This is a genomic window from Pseudomonas sp. GOM7 (genome assembly GCF_026723825.1).
GTDB lineage: Bacteria > Pseudomonadota > Gammaproteobacteria > Pseudomonadales > Pseudomonadaceae > Aquipseudomonas.
Genome location: NZ_CP113519.1, coordinates 2,952,552 through 2,968,789, shown reverse-complemented (window position 1 = coordinate 2,968,789; position 16,238 = coordinate 2,952,552). Strand labels below are relative to the sequence as shown.

Below are 16,238 nucleotides of genomic sequence, written 5' to 3'. Positions count from 1 at the left end.
CCGACCTGCAGGTCTTTGCCAGTGGTGCCCTGCATTTGCCGAATGCGTCTGAGAACCGGTTCAAGCTCCGGCCTCGACAGTCTTGCGCCTCGTCGGCTGGCCGGCCTGGGCATTTTTGCCCCTGGCCGATGGCTCTCGGCTCCGTATAATGCCTGTAAAACGCCAGCCTAGATGGCTTCAATCGGATGATTTATGACTGAGTCCCTTCCCATTGCCGTGCTCGGTGGCGGCAGCTTCGGTACTGCTCTGGCCAACCTGTTGGCGGAAAACGGTCAGCGTGTCCTGCAGTGGATGCGCGACCCCGAGCAGGCTGAGCAGATGCGCCGCAATGGCGAGAATCCACGCTACCTCAAGGGGGTCAAGCTGCATCCCGGCATCGAGCCGACCAGCGACATGCAGATGGCCCTGGAGCAGGCCGAACTGGTGCTGGTGGCCTTGCCTTCCAGCGCGCTGCGCGAGGCCCTGCAGCCAGTGGCCGGGCTCCTGGCTGGCAAGATGCTGATCAGTACCACCAAGGGCATCGAGGCCAAGAGCTTCAAGCTGATGAGCCAGATTCTCGAGGAAATCGCCCCGGCGGCGCGCATCGGTGTGCTGTCCGGGCCGAACCTGGCCAAGGAAGTGGCCGATCACGCCTTGACCGCGACGGTCATCGCCAGCGAGGACGAGGCGCTTTGCCTGCGTGTGCAGGAGGCCCTGCACGGTCGAACCTTCCGCGTTTACGCCAGTGCCGACCGTTTCGGCGTCGAACTCGGCGGCGCGCTGAAGAACGTCTACGCCATCATGTCCGGCATGGCTGCCGCCCTGGGCATGGGCGAGAACACCAAGAGCATGCTGATCACCCGTGCCCTGGCGGAGATGACCCGTTTCGCGGTCAAGCTCGGCGCCAACCCCATGACCTTCCTTGGTCTGGCCGGGGTGGGCGACCTGATCGTTACCTGTTCGTCACCGAAAAGCCGCAACTATCAGGTCGGCTTCGCCCTGGGCGAGGGGCTGAGCCTGGAGGAGGCGGTGGAGCGCCTGGGCGAGGTGGCCGAAGGGGTCAACACCCTGCGCGTACTCAAGGCTCGGGCCGAGGAGCTGGACGTCTATATGCCCCTGGTCGCCGGGCTGCATGCCGTACTGTTCGAGGGGCGCACCCTGGCCCAGGTGATCGAGCTGCTGATGACCGGCGAACCGAAAACCGATGTCGATTTCATCCCCACCGCAGGTTTCTGAAGGAGAGCAGAGCATGAGCGACGAACAACGGGAACTGGCGCGCGAATCGATACTGCTGCGCATCCTCTGGATGGTGATTTTCGTCATCGTCTGGCAACTGGCGGAGCTGCTGCTGGGGGCCGTGGTGCTGCTGCAACTGGGTTATCGCCTGTTCTACGGCGCACCGAACGCCAGCCTGCTCGGGTTTGGCGACAGCCTCAGCCAGTACCTGGCGCAGATCGGCCGCTTCGGCACCTTCAATACCGATGAAAAACCCTGGCCTTTCGCCGACTGGCCGACGCCGCGCGCTCCGGAAGGCGAGGTGGCGCACAGCATCCCGCCAGCGCCGCACCCGGTGCGTGACGAGGAGCCCAAGCTGTGAGGCTGTGGCTGCTGCGCCATGGTGAGGCCGAGCCGCAGGCGGCCAGCGACGCCGCCCGCGAGCTCACCGCCCACGGTCGCAAGGAAGTGCGGCAGGCTGCCGCGCAACTGGCCGGTCGGCCGCTGAGCGCCATCATCGCCAGCCCCTACGTGCGTGCGCAGCAGACGGCGGAGCTGGTGCGCAGCGAGCTGGCCTTCGCCGGCCAGATAGATACCGTGCCCTGGCTGACACCGGACAATGACCCGCGGGATGTCCTGAAACACCTCGATGGACGAGAGGGTGTCGAGGTGTTGCTGGTCAGTCACCAGCCGCTGATCGGTGCTCTGGGTGGGTTGCTGGTGCACGGCCACTGTCAGGAGCCGCTGCCCATGCGTACGGCCAGCCTGGCGGAACTGGAAGGTGATATCCCGGCAGCCGGGCTGATGGAGCTGTTGGCGCTGATTCATCCGTATTGAGCAGCTTCAAGCTGCAAGCCACAAGCTGCAAGCAAAAGCCTTTAGGGGCACTGGGTCTCGCACAGGCTGATCCGCCTGCCGCCTGAAGCAGAAACATTTCTTAACTTGCGCCTCCTCGATGTGCGTGGAATAGTCAACCAAGCAAGTGCTTGGTTGACCCCTACAAAAACAACAAGGAGGACGCCCTGTGGCTGATGCGATCCGTTTGCCGCTCGAGCTGTTCTATGAGCGTGAAGCAAGGCACCCGAACAAACGCTACATGGTTCAACCGCTGCCCGGCGGTCAACTGCTCGAGCTGAGCTGGGCGGATGTAGGGGAGCAGGCGCGACGCGCGGCCAACTGGCTGCGTAGCCGCGAACTGCCCCCTGGTAGCCGTATCGCCATCGTTTCCAAGAACTGCGCGCACTGGATCATCGCTGACCTGGCGATCTGGATGGCCGGGCATGTTTCGGTGCCGCTGTATCCCAACCTCACCGCGGATTCGCTGCGTCAGGTGCTGGTGCACTCGGAGGCGGCCCTGGCCTTCATCGGCAAGCTCGATGATTGGCCGAGCATGGCGCCGGGCCTGCCCGAAGGTGTGCCGACCATCAGCCTGCCGCTGCATCCGCTGGGCAGCTTCGATTACCGCTGGGACGACCTGCAGTGCAGTGCGCCGATCCAGGACGACCCCAAGCCGGCCCCCGGCCAACTGGCCACCATCATCTACACCTCCGGCACCACCGGTATGCCCAAGGGGGTGATGCACAGCTTCTCCAATCTGGGCTTCGCCGCCAGCAATGCCACCGGCCTGTTCGGCGTGAACGAAGACGACCGGGTGATTTCCTACCTGCCGCTGTGCCATGTGGCCGAGCGCATGTTCGTCGAACTGGCCTCGCTCTATGGCGGGCAGACGGTGTTCTTCGCCGAGAGCCTGGACAGCTTCCTCGATGACCTCAAGCGGGCGCGCCCCACCGTGATGTTCGGCGTGCCGCGGATCTGGACCAAGTTCCAGATGGGCGTGTACACCAAGATGCCGGCGCACAAGCTCGAGCGTCTGCTCAGGTTGCCGATCATCGGCCGCATCGTCGGGCGCAAGGTGCTGGCCGGCCTGGGTCTCGATGCCGTGCGCTACGCGCTGTCCGGCGCCGCGCCGGTGCCTGAGGCGCTGCTCAACTGGTATCGCCGCCTGGGTATGGAAATCCAGGAGGTCTACGGCATGACCGAAAACTGTGGTTACTCCCATGTATGCCGGCCCGGTCGTTTCAAGCAGGGCTGGATTGGTCAGAACAACCCGGGCGTGGAGGTGCGCATCGCCGAGGACGGCGAGGTGCAGGTGCGCAGTGGGGCCAATATGCAGGGTTATTACAAGGAGCCGCTGAAGACCGCTGAAGCCATCACCGACGATGGTTTCCTGCGTACCGGCGACAAGGGCGAGCAGGACGCCGAGGGCAATCTGCGTCTGACCGGGCGGATCAAGGAGATCTTCAAGACCAGCAAGGGCAAGTACGTGGCGCCAGCGCCCATCGAGAACCGTCTGGGCGAGCACCCGCGGATCGAACAGGTGTGCGTGGTGGGCGATGGCCTGCCGCAGCCCATCGCGCTCTGCGTGCTGTCGGATATCGGTCGCCAGGAGTCGGCCAACGAGGCACGCGCAGGCCTCGAAAGCAGTCTGCGTGCGCTGGTCGAGGAGATCAACGGGCGTCTCGACCAACACGAGCGCCTGCAGGGGCTGGTGCTGGTCAAGGAGGTCTGGGGCGTGGATAACGGCTTCCTCACGCCGACGCTGAAGATCAAGCGTGCGGTGATCGAAGGCATCTACGGCGAGCGCTTCGGCGAATGGCAGCAGCGTGGCGAAGTGGTGCTCTGGCACGATTGAAGCCTGTGGTGGGCTGGCGCATGCTGGCCCGGTATTTCCAGCGCAAGGATATTTCCATGAGCCTTTGGCAGCGTACGCCTGATCTCGACGCACTCAATGCAAGCCTGAGCAATACCATCGGCGAAGTACTCGACATCCGTTTCGAGGCCTTCGACGACGACTCGATCAGCGCCAGCATGGTGGTCGATGCTCGTACCCATCAGCCTTATGGCCTGCTGCACGGCGGCGCCTCGGTGGTGCTTGCCGAAACTCTGGGCTCGATGGCCAGCTACCTGTGCATCGATCCCGAGCGTTTCTATTGCGTGGGTCTGGAGGTGAACGCCAATCACCTGCGTGGCTTGCGCAGCGGGCGTGTTCATGCGGTCGCGCGCGCCGTGCACCTGGGGCGCAGCACCCATGTCTGGGACATTCGCCTGCATGGCGATGATGGCAAACCCAGTTGCATCTCACGCCTGACCGTGGCCATCGTGCCGCTGGGTGAGCAGCCGCCAGGGCGCTGAGTAAGGCTGCAATTTCATCCAAGCTTTAGCCGAGCCATGGCGCTAGAGTGGGCGCCATGGAACAGATCACTCACATCCAGAGCAGTTTGCCCGGCGTCCGCCTGATCGACGCCGAGTACCATCGCTTCGCCTTTCCCCGGCATTTCCACCTCGAATATCACGTCGGCCTGCTGGTGCAGGGGCAGCACCGCTATGTCTATGGCGGCGAGCGGCGTCAGGCCGGGGCAGGGGATGTGCTGCTGATGGCGCCGGAGGGCATCCACGACGGTGCCTGCCTGGATGGTGCGGGCTATCGCATTCGGGTCATGGCGTTCGATCCGCATTGGCTCGACGAGGCCAGCCGCAGCCTGAGCGAAGGGCGCCAGGGCGCGCCGAGGCTGACCACCACGAGTCTGCGTCATCCCTTGCTGGCGCAGCGCCTGCAGCACTTTCATGCCGCCATGCTCGGGGGCTCGCCACTGGCTCAGGAAAGCGCGCTCTGGCAGGCCCTGGCGCAGTTGCTGGAAATGGGTTCGAGCTTGCGCATCAGTGAGCCGAATCGGGCATTCGACAGGCAAACCTGGCAGCGTCTGCGCGATTGGCTGGAGAGCCGCCTGGACGATCCTCCATCACTGGAAGAACTCGCCGCCTTCTGCGCCATGAGTCCCTGGCAGGCATTGCGGCGTTTCCGTCAGCACACCGGTCTGCCACCGCACCAGTGGCTCACCCAGCTGCGCCTGCAACGTGCGTTGCCGCTGGTATTGGCAGGCCAGCCACTGAGCGAGATCGCCCTGCGCCTGGGCTTCTACGATCAGGCGCATTTCTCGCGGTTGTTCCGTCGTACCTATGGGCTGCCGCCGGCGCGCCTGCGCCAGGGCTGATACCGGCAAACGCTGCGCTACCTTCCTCTCATCTGGAGAACACAATGCAGGAGACATCCGTCTTGCTGTCGCTCGCTGCCGTCTTCGCGGTGGCCCTTGTCAGTCCCGGGCCGGACGTGGCCTTGGTGGTGCGTACCGCCTTGCACCAGGGTCGCCGGGCCGGTCTGCTCAGTGCCCTGGGGCTGGCCTGCGGCATTCTCCTGCATGGCACCCTGGTGCTCAGCGGCGTGGCCTTGCTGCTCAGCCGCACCCATTGGTTGTTCGAGCTGGTGCAGGTCGCTGGCGCGCTCTACCTGGGCTGGTTGGGTATCGGTGCGGTACAGGCCTGGTGGCGCGGCGACACGGGCAGCCGGCGCCTGGACGGCGAGCTGGCCCCTTCGGCATTCGGCCCCTGGTTGCGCGGAGTGCTGACCAACCTGGGCAATCCCAAGGCGCTGGTATTCTTCCTGGCGCTGCTCAGCAGCCTGGTGCCGGCGGACATGTCGCTGCCAGGCAAGATGGCCTGTGCCGCGCTCCTGTTCGGCCTCAGTCTGTTCTGGTTCAGCTTGCTGGGCCTGACCCTGAGTCGCCCGGCGATGCGTCAGCGGCTGCTGCAGGTGGCGCCGACCGTCGATTTCGTTTGTGGCCTGGTGTTTCTACTGGTGGCCGCGAGCATCGTCGGACACCTGGCGTCATAGGCCTGGCCATTGCGCCGTCATCCATGGCGGTTACGCTCATTGCCGGCCTGGCGAGGCTGCTGGAGAATTGCCGCATGTTCTCTTGCAGGAATCGCGCATGTCGCAGCCGATCTTCTTCGCCCATGCCAATGGCTTTCCATCTGCCACCTACGGCAAGCTGTTCGCCGCGCTGGCACCGGACTACCGGGTGCTGCATCTCCAGCAGCATGGTCACGACCCGGCGTTTCCGGTGGATGACAACTGGAGCAATCTGGTGGAGGAGCTGATCCACCATCTGCGCAAGGGCGGCGAGCGGGTCTGGGGCGTCGGCCACTCGCTCGGTGGCGTGCTGCATTACCATGCCGCGCTGCGTTGCCCGGAGCTGTACCGCGGCGTGGTGATGCTCGACTCGCCCATCCTGACCCTGGCCGATCGCGTGGTGATCCGCGCGGCCAAGCGCTTCGGCTTCATCGATCGCATCACCCCGGCAGGGCGAACCCTGGGCCGGCGCGAGGCGTTCGCCGACCTGGCCGAGGCCCGCGCCTATTTCGCTGGCAAGACCTTGTTCAGACGTTTCGACCCCGAGTGCCTCGATGCCTATGTCGAGCATGGCCTGCAGCCGGTGGAGCAGGGCCTGCGCCTGCGTTTCGACGCTGCGACGGAAATCAGCATCTACCGCAGTGTGCCGCACGTTGCACCGGGCAAACCGCGTCATCTCGCCGTGCCGCTGGCCATGGTGCGAGGCCGGCATAGCCGTGTGGTGTTGCCGCACCATACCCGCGCGGTACGGCGCATGCCGCGCGCCGAATACCACCAGCTTCCGGGTGGGCACATGTTTCCCCTGGAGCGCCCGCAGGACACCGCAGCGCTGCTGCGCCAGTTGTTCGCGCGCTGGAGCGCCGCCGAGGAGGTGTGCGCATGAGCCTGGCATTCGAGGAAGTGCGTCTGAGCCTGCCGCATATCGAGCTGGCCGCCCATCTGTATGGCCCGGAGGATGGCAGGCCGGTGATCGCCCTGCACGGTTGGCTGGACAACGCCGCCACCTTCGCGCACCTGGCGCCGCGCCTGCACGGGGTGCGCATCGTCGCTCTGGACTTCGCCGGGCACGGCCATTCCGACCATCGTCCAGCAGGGACGGATTACGCGCTCTGGGCTTACGCCCATGACGTGTTGATGGTGGCCGAACAGTTCGGCTGGCAGCGTTTCTCCATGCTCGGTCATTCCATGGGCGCCATCACCGCCGTACTGCTGGCCGCTGCCGTGCCCGAGCGCATCGAGCGCCTGGCGCTGATCGACGGCTTGCTGCCCTATACCAGCGAGGCGGATGAAGCGCCGGCCAAACTGGGTGACGCCTTGCGTGCCAAGCTGGCTCTGGAAGGCAAGCGCAAACCGGTTTATGCCGACCTGGAGCGTGCAGTGAAGGCGCGCATGACCGGCATCGGAGCGGTCAGCTACGAGGCCGCCGAACTGCTCGCCCGCCGCGGTCTGATGCCGGTGCCGGGTGGCTATACCTGGCGCAGCGATGCGCGGCTGACCCTGCCTTCGCCGCTGCGCCTGAGTCGTGCCCATGCCGAGGCCTTCGTGCGTGCGCTGCAGTGTCCGGTGAGCCTGGTGCTGGCCGAGCAGGGCATGGTGCTGGCCCAGCCGCAACTGGAAACTTTGCTGGCAAGTCTGCCATTCGACATCCATCGTCTGCCTGGCGGCCATCACCTGCATCTGAACGATGAAACCGGGGCCCAGCGTGTAGCGGATTGTTTCAATCCATTCCTGGGCTCGCCTTGACTTGATGGAGGCCCTTGAGGAAAGGTGTGGCGGTCTGCCATGGAGAATTGCATGATCGTCAGCCCCTTCATCTGCCACACGCAGCGCCTGGCTGTAGCATCCGGCGCGCGGGCCTCCACGAAACCTTTAGCTTGGCTGGCCGCGGCGATCGCCATGTTCTGCAGTAGCTGGATCTGGGCGGCGGACGTGCCGGGCAGCCAGGATCTCGAGGTGTTGCCACGCTTCCCGGCGAGCCAGATCGTTGCCTATCGGAGTACCCCGGACGTAGAGCGTATCTATCCGCAAGGCGCCGTTCGCCGTATCAGCGGTCGTTTGCGCTACGAGCGTGAAGTGCTGGCGGAAGGGCAGCTACAGGCCGTGACCTACCAACTGCCGAGTACCCACAGTGCTGACCAGGTGTTTGACCAGGCGCGCAAGGCTCTGCTGGCAGGCGGTGCCGAGCTGCTGTACTGGTGTCAGGGCCGTGAATGCGGGTCGAGCAGCCTGTGGGCCAATGCAGTGTTCGGCGATGCCACGCTGTACGGCTCGGACAACCAGCAGGCCTATGCCCTGTTGCGCCTGGCCGAACCTCGGCATGAAAGCCTGGTGGCGCTGTACAGCATCACCCGCGGCAATCGCCGCGCCTACCTGCATGCCGAGCAGCTCGACGCCAAAAGCGCTCTGGGCAGGCTGTTGTCGACGCCCGCCACCTTGCTGCGTCAGCTACGCAGCGAGGGCGTGTTGAGTCTGTCGCAAGACGCCACACCCGATGCCGAGTGGAGCCGCCTGCTGGCGCGTACCCTCAATCTCGACAGCACCCTGCGCGTCAGTCTCAGCGGCGCCCGGGCTGAGGACTGGCGTGAGGCGCTGATTGCTCAGCGCGTACGTGAGGCCCGCCTGGAACTGGGCGAGGGGCAGGAAGGTACATTGCAGGTCAGGCTATTGCGCTAGCAGGCCGTTGAAAGACTACTTCGGCTTTGGCTTCCTGCGTCCATGCAGTCGTCGCCTACTTTTTTCAACGGCCTGCTAATATCGCCAGGTTCGTTTCCCAGGTTCCCCCCAGAGCGCCCGAGTCGGGCGCTCTGTCGTTGATATGATCAATCGAGGAGTTCGTCGCCATGGCCACCAATGATCGGCTGCTGGTGCAGATACTGCTGCTTGGCCTGCTGGCCGCCAGTCTCTGGGTGCTCGCACCCTTCTGGTCGGCGTTGTTCTGGGCCGCGCTGCTGGCGTTTGCCAGTTGGCCGCTGATGCGTAGGCTGAGCCTGCTGCTGGGTGGGCGTCTGTCCCTGGCAGCCGGTATTCTCACCGGCTGCTGGGTGTTGCTGGTGGCGGTGCCGTTGGTGTTGCTGGGGTTCAATCTGGCCGACCACATCAAGGATGCCAATGCCCTGATCAAGGATCTGCAGGTCGACGGCCTGCCACCGCCGCCTAGCTGGCTGGACAGCCTGCCGCTGGTGGGCCAGAGCCTGGCGGAGCTATGGCGCACCATCGATCAGCAGGGGGTGGCCTTCCTCGATACCCTGCGCCCTTATCTGGGGCAGGTCGGTAACTGGCTGCTGGCGCGCAGCGCACGAATCGGCGGAGGCATGCTCGAGCTGGCCCTGAGCCTGGTGCTGGTGTTCTTCTTCTACCGTGACGGCCCGCGTCTGGCGGTGTTCGTGCGCAGCCTGCTGGAGCGGTTGATCGCCGAACGCGCCGATCATTATCTGGAGCTGGTAGCCGGTACGGTGCAGCGCGTGGTCAACGGCGTGATCGGCACCGCCGCAGCGCAGGCGCTGCTGGCCTATGTCGGGTTTCTCATCGCAGGCGTACCGGGCGCACTGCTGTTGGGGCTGCTGACCTTCGGTTGCAGCCTGATCATGGTGCCGCCGCTGATCTGGGGGCCAGCCGTGGCCTGGCTGGTGTGGCAGGGCGAGATCGGCATGGCGATCTTCCTCGGCATCTGGGGCTTCTTCGTGATCAGCGGCGTGGACAACATCCTCAAGCCCTATCTGATCAGCCGTGGCGGCAACCTGCCCTTGGTGGTGGTGCTGCTCGGCGTGTTCGGCGGCATTCTGGCCTTCGGCTTCATGGGCCTGTTCCTCGGCCCGACCCTGCTGGCAGTGGCCTACAGCCTGCTCAGCGACTGGGTGGCGGACAAGGCGCCAACCAGCGAGGCCATGACAGAAAAGGCGTTGCCCAGCGAGGAGTCGCGTGGCTGATCAGCCCTGCTCGCGTTCGTATTTGTCCAGCGTGTCCCGGGCGATCTGGCGGCCGAGCATGATCAGCTCCGGTGCCTTGTAGAACTCGAAGAAGCGGCAGACGCGCTTGGGCACGTTGACCAGGATGTCCGGCGGGTAACCGGCGATCTTGTATTGCGCCAGCGAGGTCTGCATCACCTCGACGCTCTGGTTGATCAGCTCGAGCAACGACGCCGGGCCGCTGAACTCGGCGATGCGCGAGCCGCTGGCAGACTTGGGCGCGGGGCTGTCCTCGGTCTGGCTGGGGGCTGCCGGCACGCTGGTGGCGTTGGCCTGACGCTGTTCGTCGGCCAGCAGCAGGCTGTCATCGTCCTTGCGCTTGAAACTGGGCAGGCGGGCACCGAGCGAGGCCATCAACAGGTCGATACGCCCCTTGAGTGCAGGCGGGCGCTCGATCACCGGCAGGCTGTAGCGCAACTGGTTGGTGGCGTTGAGGTTGACCGCCACGATCAGGTCGCAATGGCTGGACACCACCGGCACGATCGGCAGCGGGTTGAGCAGGCCACCATCGACCAGCACGCGCTTGCCCTGGATCACCGGCGTGAACAGGCTGGGGATGGCGGCCGAGGCGCGCATGGCCTGGTGCAGGCAGCCTTCCTGGAACCAGATTTCCTGCTGGTTGGTGAGGTCGGTGGCCACGGCCGTGAAGGGAATCGATAGCTGTTCGATATCGATGTCGCCGACGATCTCGTGGATGCGTCCGAACACCCGTTCACCGCGAATCGCGCCGAGACGGAAGCTGACATCGAGCAGGCGCAGCACGTCGAGATAATCCAGGCTTTCGATCCATTGGCGATACTGGTCGAGCTTGCCAGCGGCGAAAATGCCGCCGACCACCGCCCCCATGGAACAACCCGCGATGCAGCCGATTTCGTAGCCGCGTGCTTGCAGTTCGTCGATCACGCCGATGTGTGCGTAGCCACGCGCACCACCGGAGCCCAGTACCAGTGCGACTCTCTTGCTCATCACTGTTTCCCCCGAATTCAGCCCCGACCTTACCCTTCGCCGTGTGCGGCGCCAAGGCACCTTTTGCTAGAATTCGCCGCCAAGTCGTCCCTGCCGGAGCATGCAATGAGCGAGCCGATCCGTTTGACCCAATACAGCCATGGTGCCGGATGCGGCTGCAAGATTTCCCCCAAGGTGCTGGAAGTGATACTGGCCGGCAGCGGCGCACAGCATCTCGACCCGCGTCTGTGGGTCGGCAATGCCTCGCGTGACGACGCGGCGGTCTACGCCATCGACGAGGAACGCGGGGTGGTCTCGACCACCGATTTCTTCATGCCCATCGTCGACGATCCCTTCGATTTCGGCCGTATCGCCGCCACCAACGCCATCAGTGACATCTACGCCATGGGTGGTGACCCGCTGATGGCCATTGCCATCCTTGGCTGGCCGGTCAACGTGTTGGCCCCGGAAGTGGCGCGCGAGGTGATTCGGGGTGGCCGCGCCATCTGCGACGAAGCCGGCATCCCCTTGGCCGGCGGCCATTCGATCGATGCCCCGGAGCCGATCTTCGGCCTGGCCGTGACCGGCCTGGTGGAAAAACGCCACCTCAAACGCAACGATACCGCCAGCGTCGGCTGCAAGTTGTACCTGACCAAGCCGCTGGGCATCGGCATTCTCACCACCGCCGAGAAGAAGGCCAGGCTGCGTGCCGAAGATGTCGGCCTGGCCCGTGACTGGATGTGCACCCTGAACAAGCCCGGCAGCCGTTTCGGCAAGCTCGAAGGGGTTTGCGCCATGACCGATGTGACCGGTTTCGGCCTGCTCGGCCATCTGGTGGAAATGGCCGATGGCAGCGGCCTCAGCGCCCGCGTCGAGTTCGCTCGCGTACCGCGTCTGGCCGGCGTGGAACATTACCTGGAGCAGGGCTGCATCCCTGGTGGCACGTTGCGCAACTTCGACAGCTATGGTGAACGCATCGCACCGCTGCCCGAGCTGGTCAAGTTGCTGCTGTGTGATCCGCAGACCAGTGGCGGCCTGCTGATCGCGGTGATGCCGGAAGGCGAGGCCGAGTTTCTCGCCACGGCTGCCGAGCTGGGGCTGGAGCTGTCGCCCATCGGCGAGCTGGTGGAGCGACAGCGTCACGCGGTCGAGGTGTACTGATGCGCGACGATTGCACCGACTACCGCGAACTTTTCCTGCATGACCGGCCGCTGATGGATACGCGTGCTCCCGTGGAGTTCGCCAAAGGCGCCTTTCCGGGGGTGATCAACTTGCCGCTGATGACCGATATCGAGCGGCAGAAGGTGGGCACCTGCTACAAGCAGCAGGGCCAGCAGGCGGCCATCGAACTGGGCCACCGACTGGTCAGCGGGCGCACCAAGGCCGAGCGTATCGAGGCCTGGGTAACGTTTGCCAAGGCCAATCCCGAGGGTTATCTGTACTGCTTCCGCGGTGGTCTGCGTTCGCAGATCGTCCAGCAGTGGCTCAAGAGCGAGGCCGGCATCGACTACCCGCGCGTGGTCGGCGGCTACAAGGCGCTGCGCAGCTTCCTCCTGCATACCACCGAACAGGCGCTGCAGGAGTGCACTTTCGTGCTGGTCGGCGGCATGACCGGCACCGGCAAGACCGAGGTGATCGCGCAACTGGCCAATGCCGTGGATCTGGAAGGCCACGCCAACCACCGTGGCTCCAGCTTCGGCAAGCGGGCCAGCGCCCAGCCGGCGCAGATCGACTTCGAGAATGCCTTGGCCATCGACCTGCTCAAGCGTCGTGCTCGCGGCCAGCAGCAGTTCGTGCTGGAGGACGAGGCGCGCCTGATCGGCCGTTGCTCCTTGCCGTTGCCGCTGCACCAGGGTATGCAGCATTACCCGCTGGTATGGCTGGAAGACAGTCTGCAGAATCGCATCGAGCGTATCCTCCAGGCCTACGTGGTGGAGTTGTGCGCGGAGTTCGTCGCGCAACAGGGCGAGGAGGCGGGCTTTGCCGCCTATGCCGCGCGCTTGCGCGAAAGCCTGGCCAACATCACCCGGCGCCTGGGCGGCGAGCGTTACCAGCGCCTCGCCGCGATCATGGATCAGGCCTTGGTCGAGCAGGAAGCCGACGGCCAGGTAGACACTCACCGTGGCTGGATCGAAGCTCTGCTGGTGGAGTATTACGATCCCATGTACGTGTTCCAGCGCGAGAGCAAGGCGGGGCGTATCGAATTCGCCGGTGAGCAGCAAGCCGTGGTGCAATACTTGCGTGAACGAAACGGCGAGTGAGCCGGGCACTTTCGTTGTGTTGCAGCGTCATAGGCTGGGCCAAGTCCGTAGTCATATCCGTTCGAGGAGTGTGGTCGATGAAACACTGGATCTGTTTGCCGCTGCTGGCGGTCGCGCTGAGTGGCTGCGCCGGCAAGACCGTTTACCGGGATACCTGTGCCAACCAACTGGATGCCGCCTGGAAGGAACTGAGCATCGCCGAGGCCGAGGGCTTCGCCGGTACGGTGAGCTACTCCAAGGCGCTGTCGTTGCTGACTGCGGCCAAGACTCAGCAGCAGTTCGAGGCCTATGAGGGCTGCGTCAGCAAGGCCGAGCGGGCGCGCTTCTATATTCGCGAATCGCGAGCAGGGCGCTGATGCAGCTCGATTTCGCTTCGCTCAGCCCGCTGGAGGCCTATCGCTGGCTGGCCTCCAGCATCACGCCCAGACCCATCGCCTGGGTCTCCACCCGCTCGCCCGAGGGCGTGGCCAACCTGGCACCGTTCAGCTTCTTCCAGATCATCAGCGACAATCCCGCCACCGTGCTGGTCAACGTCAATACCCGTGACGATGGCAGCCTCAAGGACAGCCTGCGCAATGCCCAGGCCAGCGGTGAACTGGCGATTCAACTGGTCAGCTTCGCGCAGGCCGAAGCGATGAATGCCAGCGCAGCGGTTCTGCCGCCCGAGGTCAGCGAGTTCGCGCACGGCGCCATTGCCAGCTTGCCTTGCGAACGTATCGACGTGCCGCGCGTCGCGGGAGCAGCGGTGACCTTCGAGTGCCGTGTGGCGCAGATCCAGCCGTATCCGCCTGAACGGCCCAACTGCCACCTGATCTTCGCCGAAGTGCTGTTGGCACATATCGACGACGCCGTGCTCAATGAGCAGGGGCGCATCGACCCACTGCGGCTCGACCTGGTGGGGCGCCTGGGCGGCAGTGCTTACTGCCGTACGACCGAGCTGTTCCATCTGCAGCGCCCCTGATAGCACAAAAGCGACATCTTCTTAGCTGTTCAGGCCAATCGCCTGCCGGCTGGCTTGTCGCTTGCAGGTCTACACTCCTACTGTCAACGTTTGGACGTTCGTTCTGGGGAGTGGTCGATGGCAAGGTCGTTGAGTGGTCGTTTGGCCAGTCTTAGCACGGTCACCAAACTGATGCTGGGATTTTCTCTGGTGCTGGCACTCACCGTACTGGTGGCGCTGACCGGCCTGCTGGCCCTGCGGGAGGTCAATGCTGGGGCCGAGCGCCTGGAACGCATGGCTGTGCTGGGCGATCAGGTGTTGCGCATGCGCACCACGGAGCAGGGATTCGCCCTGAACGGCGACAAGGCGCAGGCCGAGCGCCTGCAGCAGCAGGTCGAGAGCATCCTGCAGAGCAGCCAGGCGCTGCGCAGCGAACTGGGGGGCGACAGCGCCGAGGCTTTGACGCAACTCGAGCCGCTGCTCGACCAGTACCGCACCGCCTTTCAGCATTACGTGGAGCAGACCGATGGCATGCAGCTCGCGCTGGATGCCGCCGACTGGCTGGTGGTCAGCGCCGCCAACAGCCTGGATCTGCTGCAGGAGGGCATGACCGAGGACGGCGTCGATCTGCTCAAGTCGAGCCAGGGGCAGCAAGGCGGTCTTTCGGTGCAGCAGGCCGTGCAGGTGGGCAAGATCCATCAATTGCTGCTGCAGGCGATGGGGGAGGCGCGCAAACGCCTGGAGGCCAGTCGTCGTGATGGCGAGGCCGCCGACGAGCAGATTGCCGAGGCCGTCGAGGCACAGCAACTCGCGGCCAGCCTGCGCGACGCCCTGGAGGATCCCGGCTATGCAGCGGTGTTGGCCGATGTGGTGGTCAACGTCGATTCCTTCACCGAACGCCTCAAGGAATATTCCACGCTGCTGCTGCAGCAGAAAAAGGTCTATCAGCAGTTGGTGAGCACCGCCGAGGCCATGCTTACCCAGCTCGATCGCGTACAGAGCCTACAGCGCGAGGTGATGCACGGCGAGCAACGCACCAGCAGTGGTTTGATCATCCTGGTGGCGGCCTTGGCCCTGCTGCTGGGGCTGTGTGCCGCGTTGCTGATCAGCAAGCTGATCGTGCGTCCGCTGCGCCAGGTGATCACCCAGGCCGAGCGCATTGCCGCCGGTGATCTGAGCGTACAACTGGATGTGTCGCGTGACGATGAGGTGGGTCAACTGCTCGCCGCGATGCAGAGCATGGCCAGCAATCTGCGCAACATGGTGGGGCGCCTGCAGGGCGGGGTGGAGCGGATCTCCGCGGCGGCCCAGGCGCTTTCCGGTGTCACCGAGCAGACGCGTCTGGGCGTCAATGGGCAGAAAGCGGAAACCGACCAGGTGGCGACTGCCATGAGTCAGATGGCGGCCACGGTGCATGAGGTGGCGCGCAACGCCGAGGTGGCGGCCGCCGCCACGCGCAACGCCGAGGAGCGAGTTGGCGCGGGCAACCAGGTGGTCGGGCAGACGCTGCAGCGTGTCGACCAGTTGGCCAAGGCGATGAATACCACGACGGCCAGCATCGAGCGCCTGAGCCAGGATGCGCAGCGCATCGATGCGGTGCTCGACGTGATCAAGAGCGTGGCCGAGCAGACCAACCTGCTGGCGCTCAATGCGGCCATCGAGGCAGCGCGAGCGGGCGAACAGGGTCGTGGTTTCGCCGTGGTCGCCGATGAGGTGCGTGCCCTGGCCCGGCGTACCCAGCAATCCACCGCCGAGATCGAGACGCTGATTGCCACGCTGCGTGAGGGTACCCAGCGTACCGTGCAGGACATGCAGCAGAGCGCCAGCCTGGTAACCCACGCGGTGACCGATGCCAACCAGACCGAAAGCGCGCTGTCGGCCATTTCCGAAGCGGTGGCGCAGATCTTCGACATGAATCAGCAGATCGCCGCTGCCGCCGAGGAGCAGACCGCCGTGGCCGAGGAGATCAACCGCAGCGTCACCTCCATCCGCGACATCGCCGACCAGTCGGCCGTGGCGATGGACGAGACGGCGGCGGCCAGCACCCAACTGGCCGAGCTGGGCCGCGAGCTGCAGGGCATGGCCGGGCAGTTCAGGCTCTGAATGGTGGTGACGGGCGGCAAAGGACTGGGCCGTCACAGTTTCGTGAGCAAAGGTTACATGGCGCTTTGCCCGGCTCGGGCAGC

Annotated in this window: 17 protein-coding genes; 16 read left to right on the top strand and 1 reads right to left on the bottom strand. The window is 64.9% G+C overall.

The features are described from left to right. Nucleotides 1-192 precede the first annotated feature (192 nt). The 11 genes from OU800_RS12985 to OU800_RS12935 all read left to right on the top strand — a co-directional run bounded on the left by OU800_RS12985 (nucleotide 193) and on the right by OU800_RS12935 (nucleotide 9,867). The gene (locus tag OU800_RS12985) at nucleotides 193-1,215 is read left to right on the top strand and encodes an NAD(P)H-dependent glycerol-3-phosphate dehydrogenase (protein ID WP_268177699.1); all 1,023 of its coding nucleotides are present in this window, start codon (nucleotides 193-195) and stop codon (nucleotides 1,213-1,215) included. A gap of 13 nt (nucleotides 1,216-1,228) precedes the next feature. Next, complete coding sequence (locus OU800_RS12980) at nucleotides 1,229-1,576, top strand: DUF4389 domain-containing protein (protein WP_268177698.1); 348 nt, start codon at nucleotides 1,229-1,231, stop codon at nucleotides 1,574-1,576. Continuing rightward, nucleotides 1,573-2,031, top strand: a complete 459-nt coding sequence (gene sixA, locus OU800_RS12975; RefSeq protein WP_268177697.1) for a phosphohistidine phosphatase SixA — start codon at nucleotides 1,573-1,575, stop codon at nucleotides 2,029-2,031. The genes OU800_RS12980 and sixA overlap by 4 nt, the downstream gene beginning before the upstream one ends. Nucleotides 2,032-2,218: 187 nt before the next feature. Continuing rightward, entirely contained in the window at nucleotides 2,219-3,886 is a 1,668-nt protein-coding gene (locus OU800_RS12970) for an AMP-binding protein (RefSeq protein ID WP_268177695.1), read from the top strand. Nucleotides 3,887-3,942: 56 nt separating this feature from the next. Next, a complete protein-coding gene (locus OU800_RS12965; RefSeq protein ID WP_268177694.1) occupies nucleotides 3,943-4,386 on the top strand; it encodes a hotdog fold thioesterase in 444 nt (147 codons plus the stop codon). 56 nt (nucleotides 4,387-4,442) lie between these two features. After that, nucleotides 4,443-5,246, top strand: a complete 804-nt coding sequence (locus OU800_RS12960) for an AraC family transcriptional regulator (protein WP_268177693.1) — start codon at nucleotides 4,443-4,445, stop codon at nucleotides 5,244-5,246. A gap of 44 nt (nucleotides 5,247-5,290) precedes the next feature. Beyond that, the gene (locus OU800_RS12955) at nucleotides 5,291-5,923 is read left to right on the top strand and encodes a LysE family translocator (RefSeq protein ID WP_268177692.1); all 633 of its coding nucleotides are present in this window, start codon (nucleotides 5,291-5,293) and stop codon (nucleotides 5,921-5,923) included. Nucleotides 5,924-6,020: 97 nt separating this feature from the next. After that, on the top strand, nucleotides 6,021-6,824 hold the full coding sequence (locus OU800_RS12950; RefSeq protein ID WP_268177691.1) for an alpha/beta fold hydrolase: 804 nt from the start codon (nucleotides 6,021-6,023) through the stop codon (nucleotides 6,822-6,824). Beyond that, nucleotides 6,821-7,684: an alpha/beta fold hydrolase gene (locus OU800_RS12945; RefSeq protein WP_268177690.1), complete on the top strand. Its 864-nt coding sequence runs from the start codon at nucleotides 6,821-6,823 to the stop codon at nucleotides 7,682-7,684. The genes OU800_RS12950 and OU800_RS12945 overlap by 4 nt, the downstream gene beginning before the upstream one ends. Nucleotides 7,685-7,837: 153 nt before the next feature. Continuing rightward, nucleotides 7,838-8,614 (top strand): DUF4892 domain-containing protein, encoded by a 777-nt coding sequence (locus OU800_RS12940; RefSeq protein WP_268184311.1) that lies wholly within the window; start codon nucleotides 7,838-7,840, stop codon nucleotides 8,612-8,614. A 167-nt stretch (nucleotides 8,615-8,781) separates the two neighbouring features. Next, a complete protein-coding gene (locus OU800_RS12935; protein WP_268177689.1) occupies nucleotides 8,782-9,867 on the top strand; it encodes an AI-2E family transporter in 1,086 nt (361 codons plus the stop codon). Here the strand turns inward: OU800_RS12935 and OU800_RS12930 are convergent, their stop codons facing one another. Continuing rightward, complete coding sequence (locus tag OU800_RS12930; protein WP_268177688.1) at nucleotides 9,868-10,872, bottom strand: patatin-like phospholipase family protein; 1,005 nt, start codon at nucleotides 10,870-10,872, stop codon at nucleotides 9,868-9,870. A gap of 105 nt (nucleotides 10,873-10,977) precedes the next feature. On the opposite strand from OU800_RS12930, the gene selD reads away from it, so the two are divergent. From selD to OU800_RS12905, 5 genes are all read left to right on the top strand, one after another. Then, entirely contained in the window at nucleotides 10,978-12,012 is a 1,035-nt protein-coding gene (selD, locus tag OU800_RS12925) for a selenide, water dikinase SelD (protein WP_268177687.1), read from the top strand. After that, entirely contained in the window at nucleotides 12,012-13,112 is a 1,101-nt protein-coding gene (mnmH, locus tag OU800_RS12920; RefSeq protein ID WP_268177686.1) for a tRNA 2-selenouridine(34) synthase MnmH, read from the top strand. The genes selD and mnmH overlap by 1 nt, the downstream gene beginning before the upstream one ends. Before the next feature lie 77 nt (nucleotides 13,113-13,189). Next, on the top strand, nucleotides 13,190-13,468 hold the full coding sequence (locus OU800_RS12915; protein ID WP_268177685.1) for a hypothetical protein: 279 nt from the start codon (nucleotides 13,190-13,192) through the stop codon (nucleotides 13,466-13,468). Further along, nucleotides 13,468-14,073, top strand: a complete 606-nt coding sequence (locus OU800_RS12910; RefSeq protein ID WP_268177684.1) for a flavin reductase family protein — start codon at nucleotides 13,468-13,470, stop codon at nucleotides 14,071-14,073. Before OU800_RS12915 ends, OU800_RS12910 begins: the two co-directional genes overlap by 1 nt. A gap of 117 nt (nucleotides 14,074-14,190) precedes the next feature. Further along, nucleotides 14,191-16,155, top strand: a complete 1,965-nt coding sequence (locus OU800_RS12905) for a HAMP domain-containing methyl-accepting chemotaxis protein (RefSeq protein ID WP_268177683.1) — start codon at nucleotides 14,191-14,193, stop codon at nucleotides 16,153-16,155. Nucleotides 16,156-16,238 lie beyond the last annotated feature (83 nt).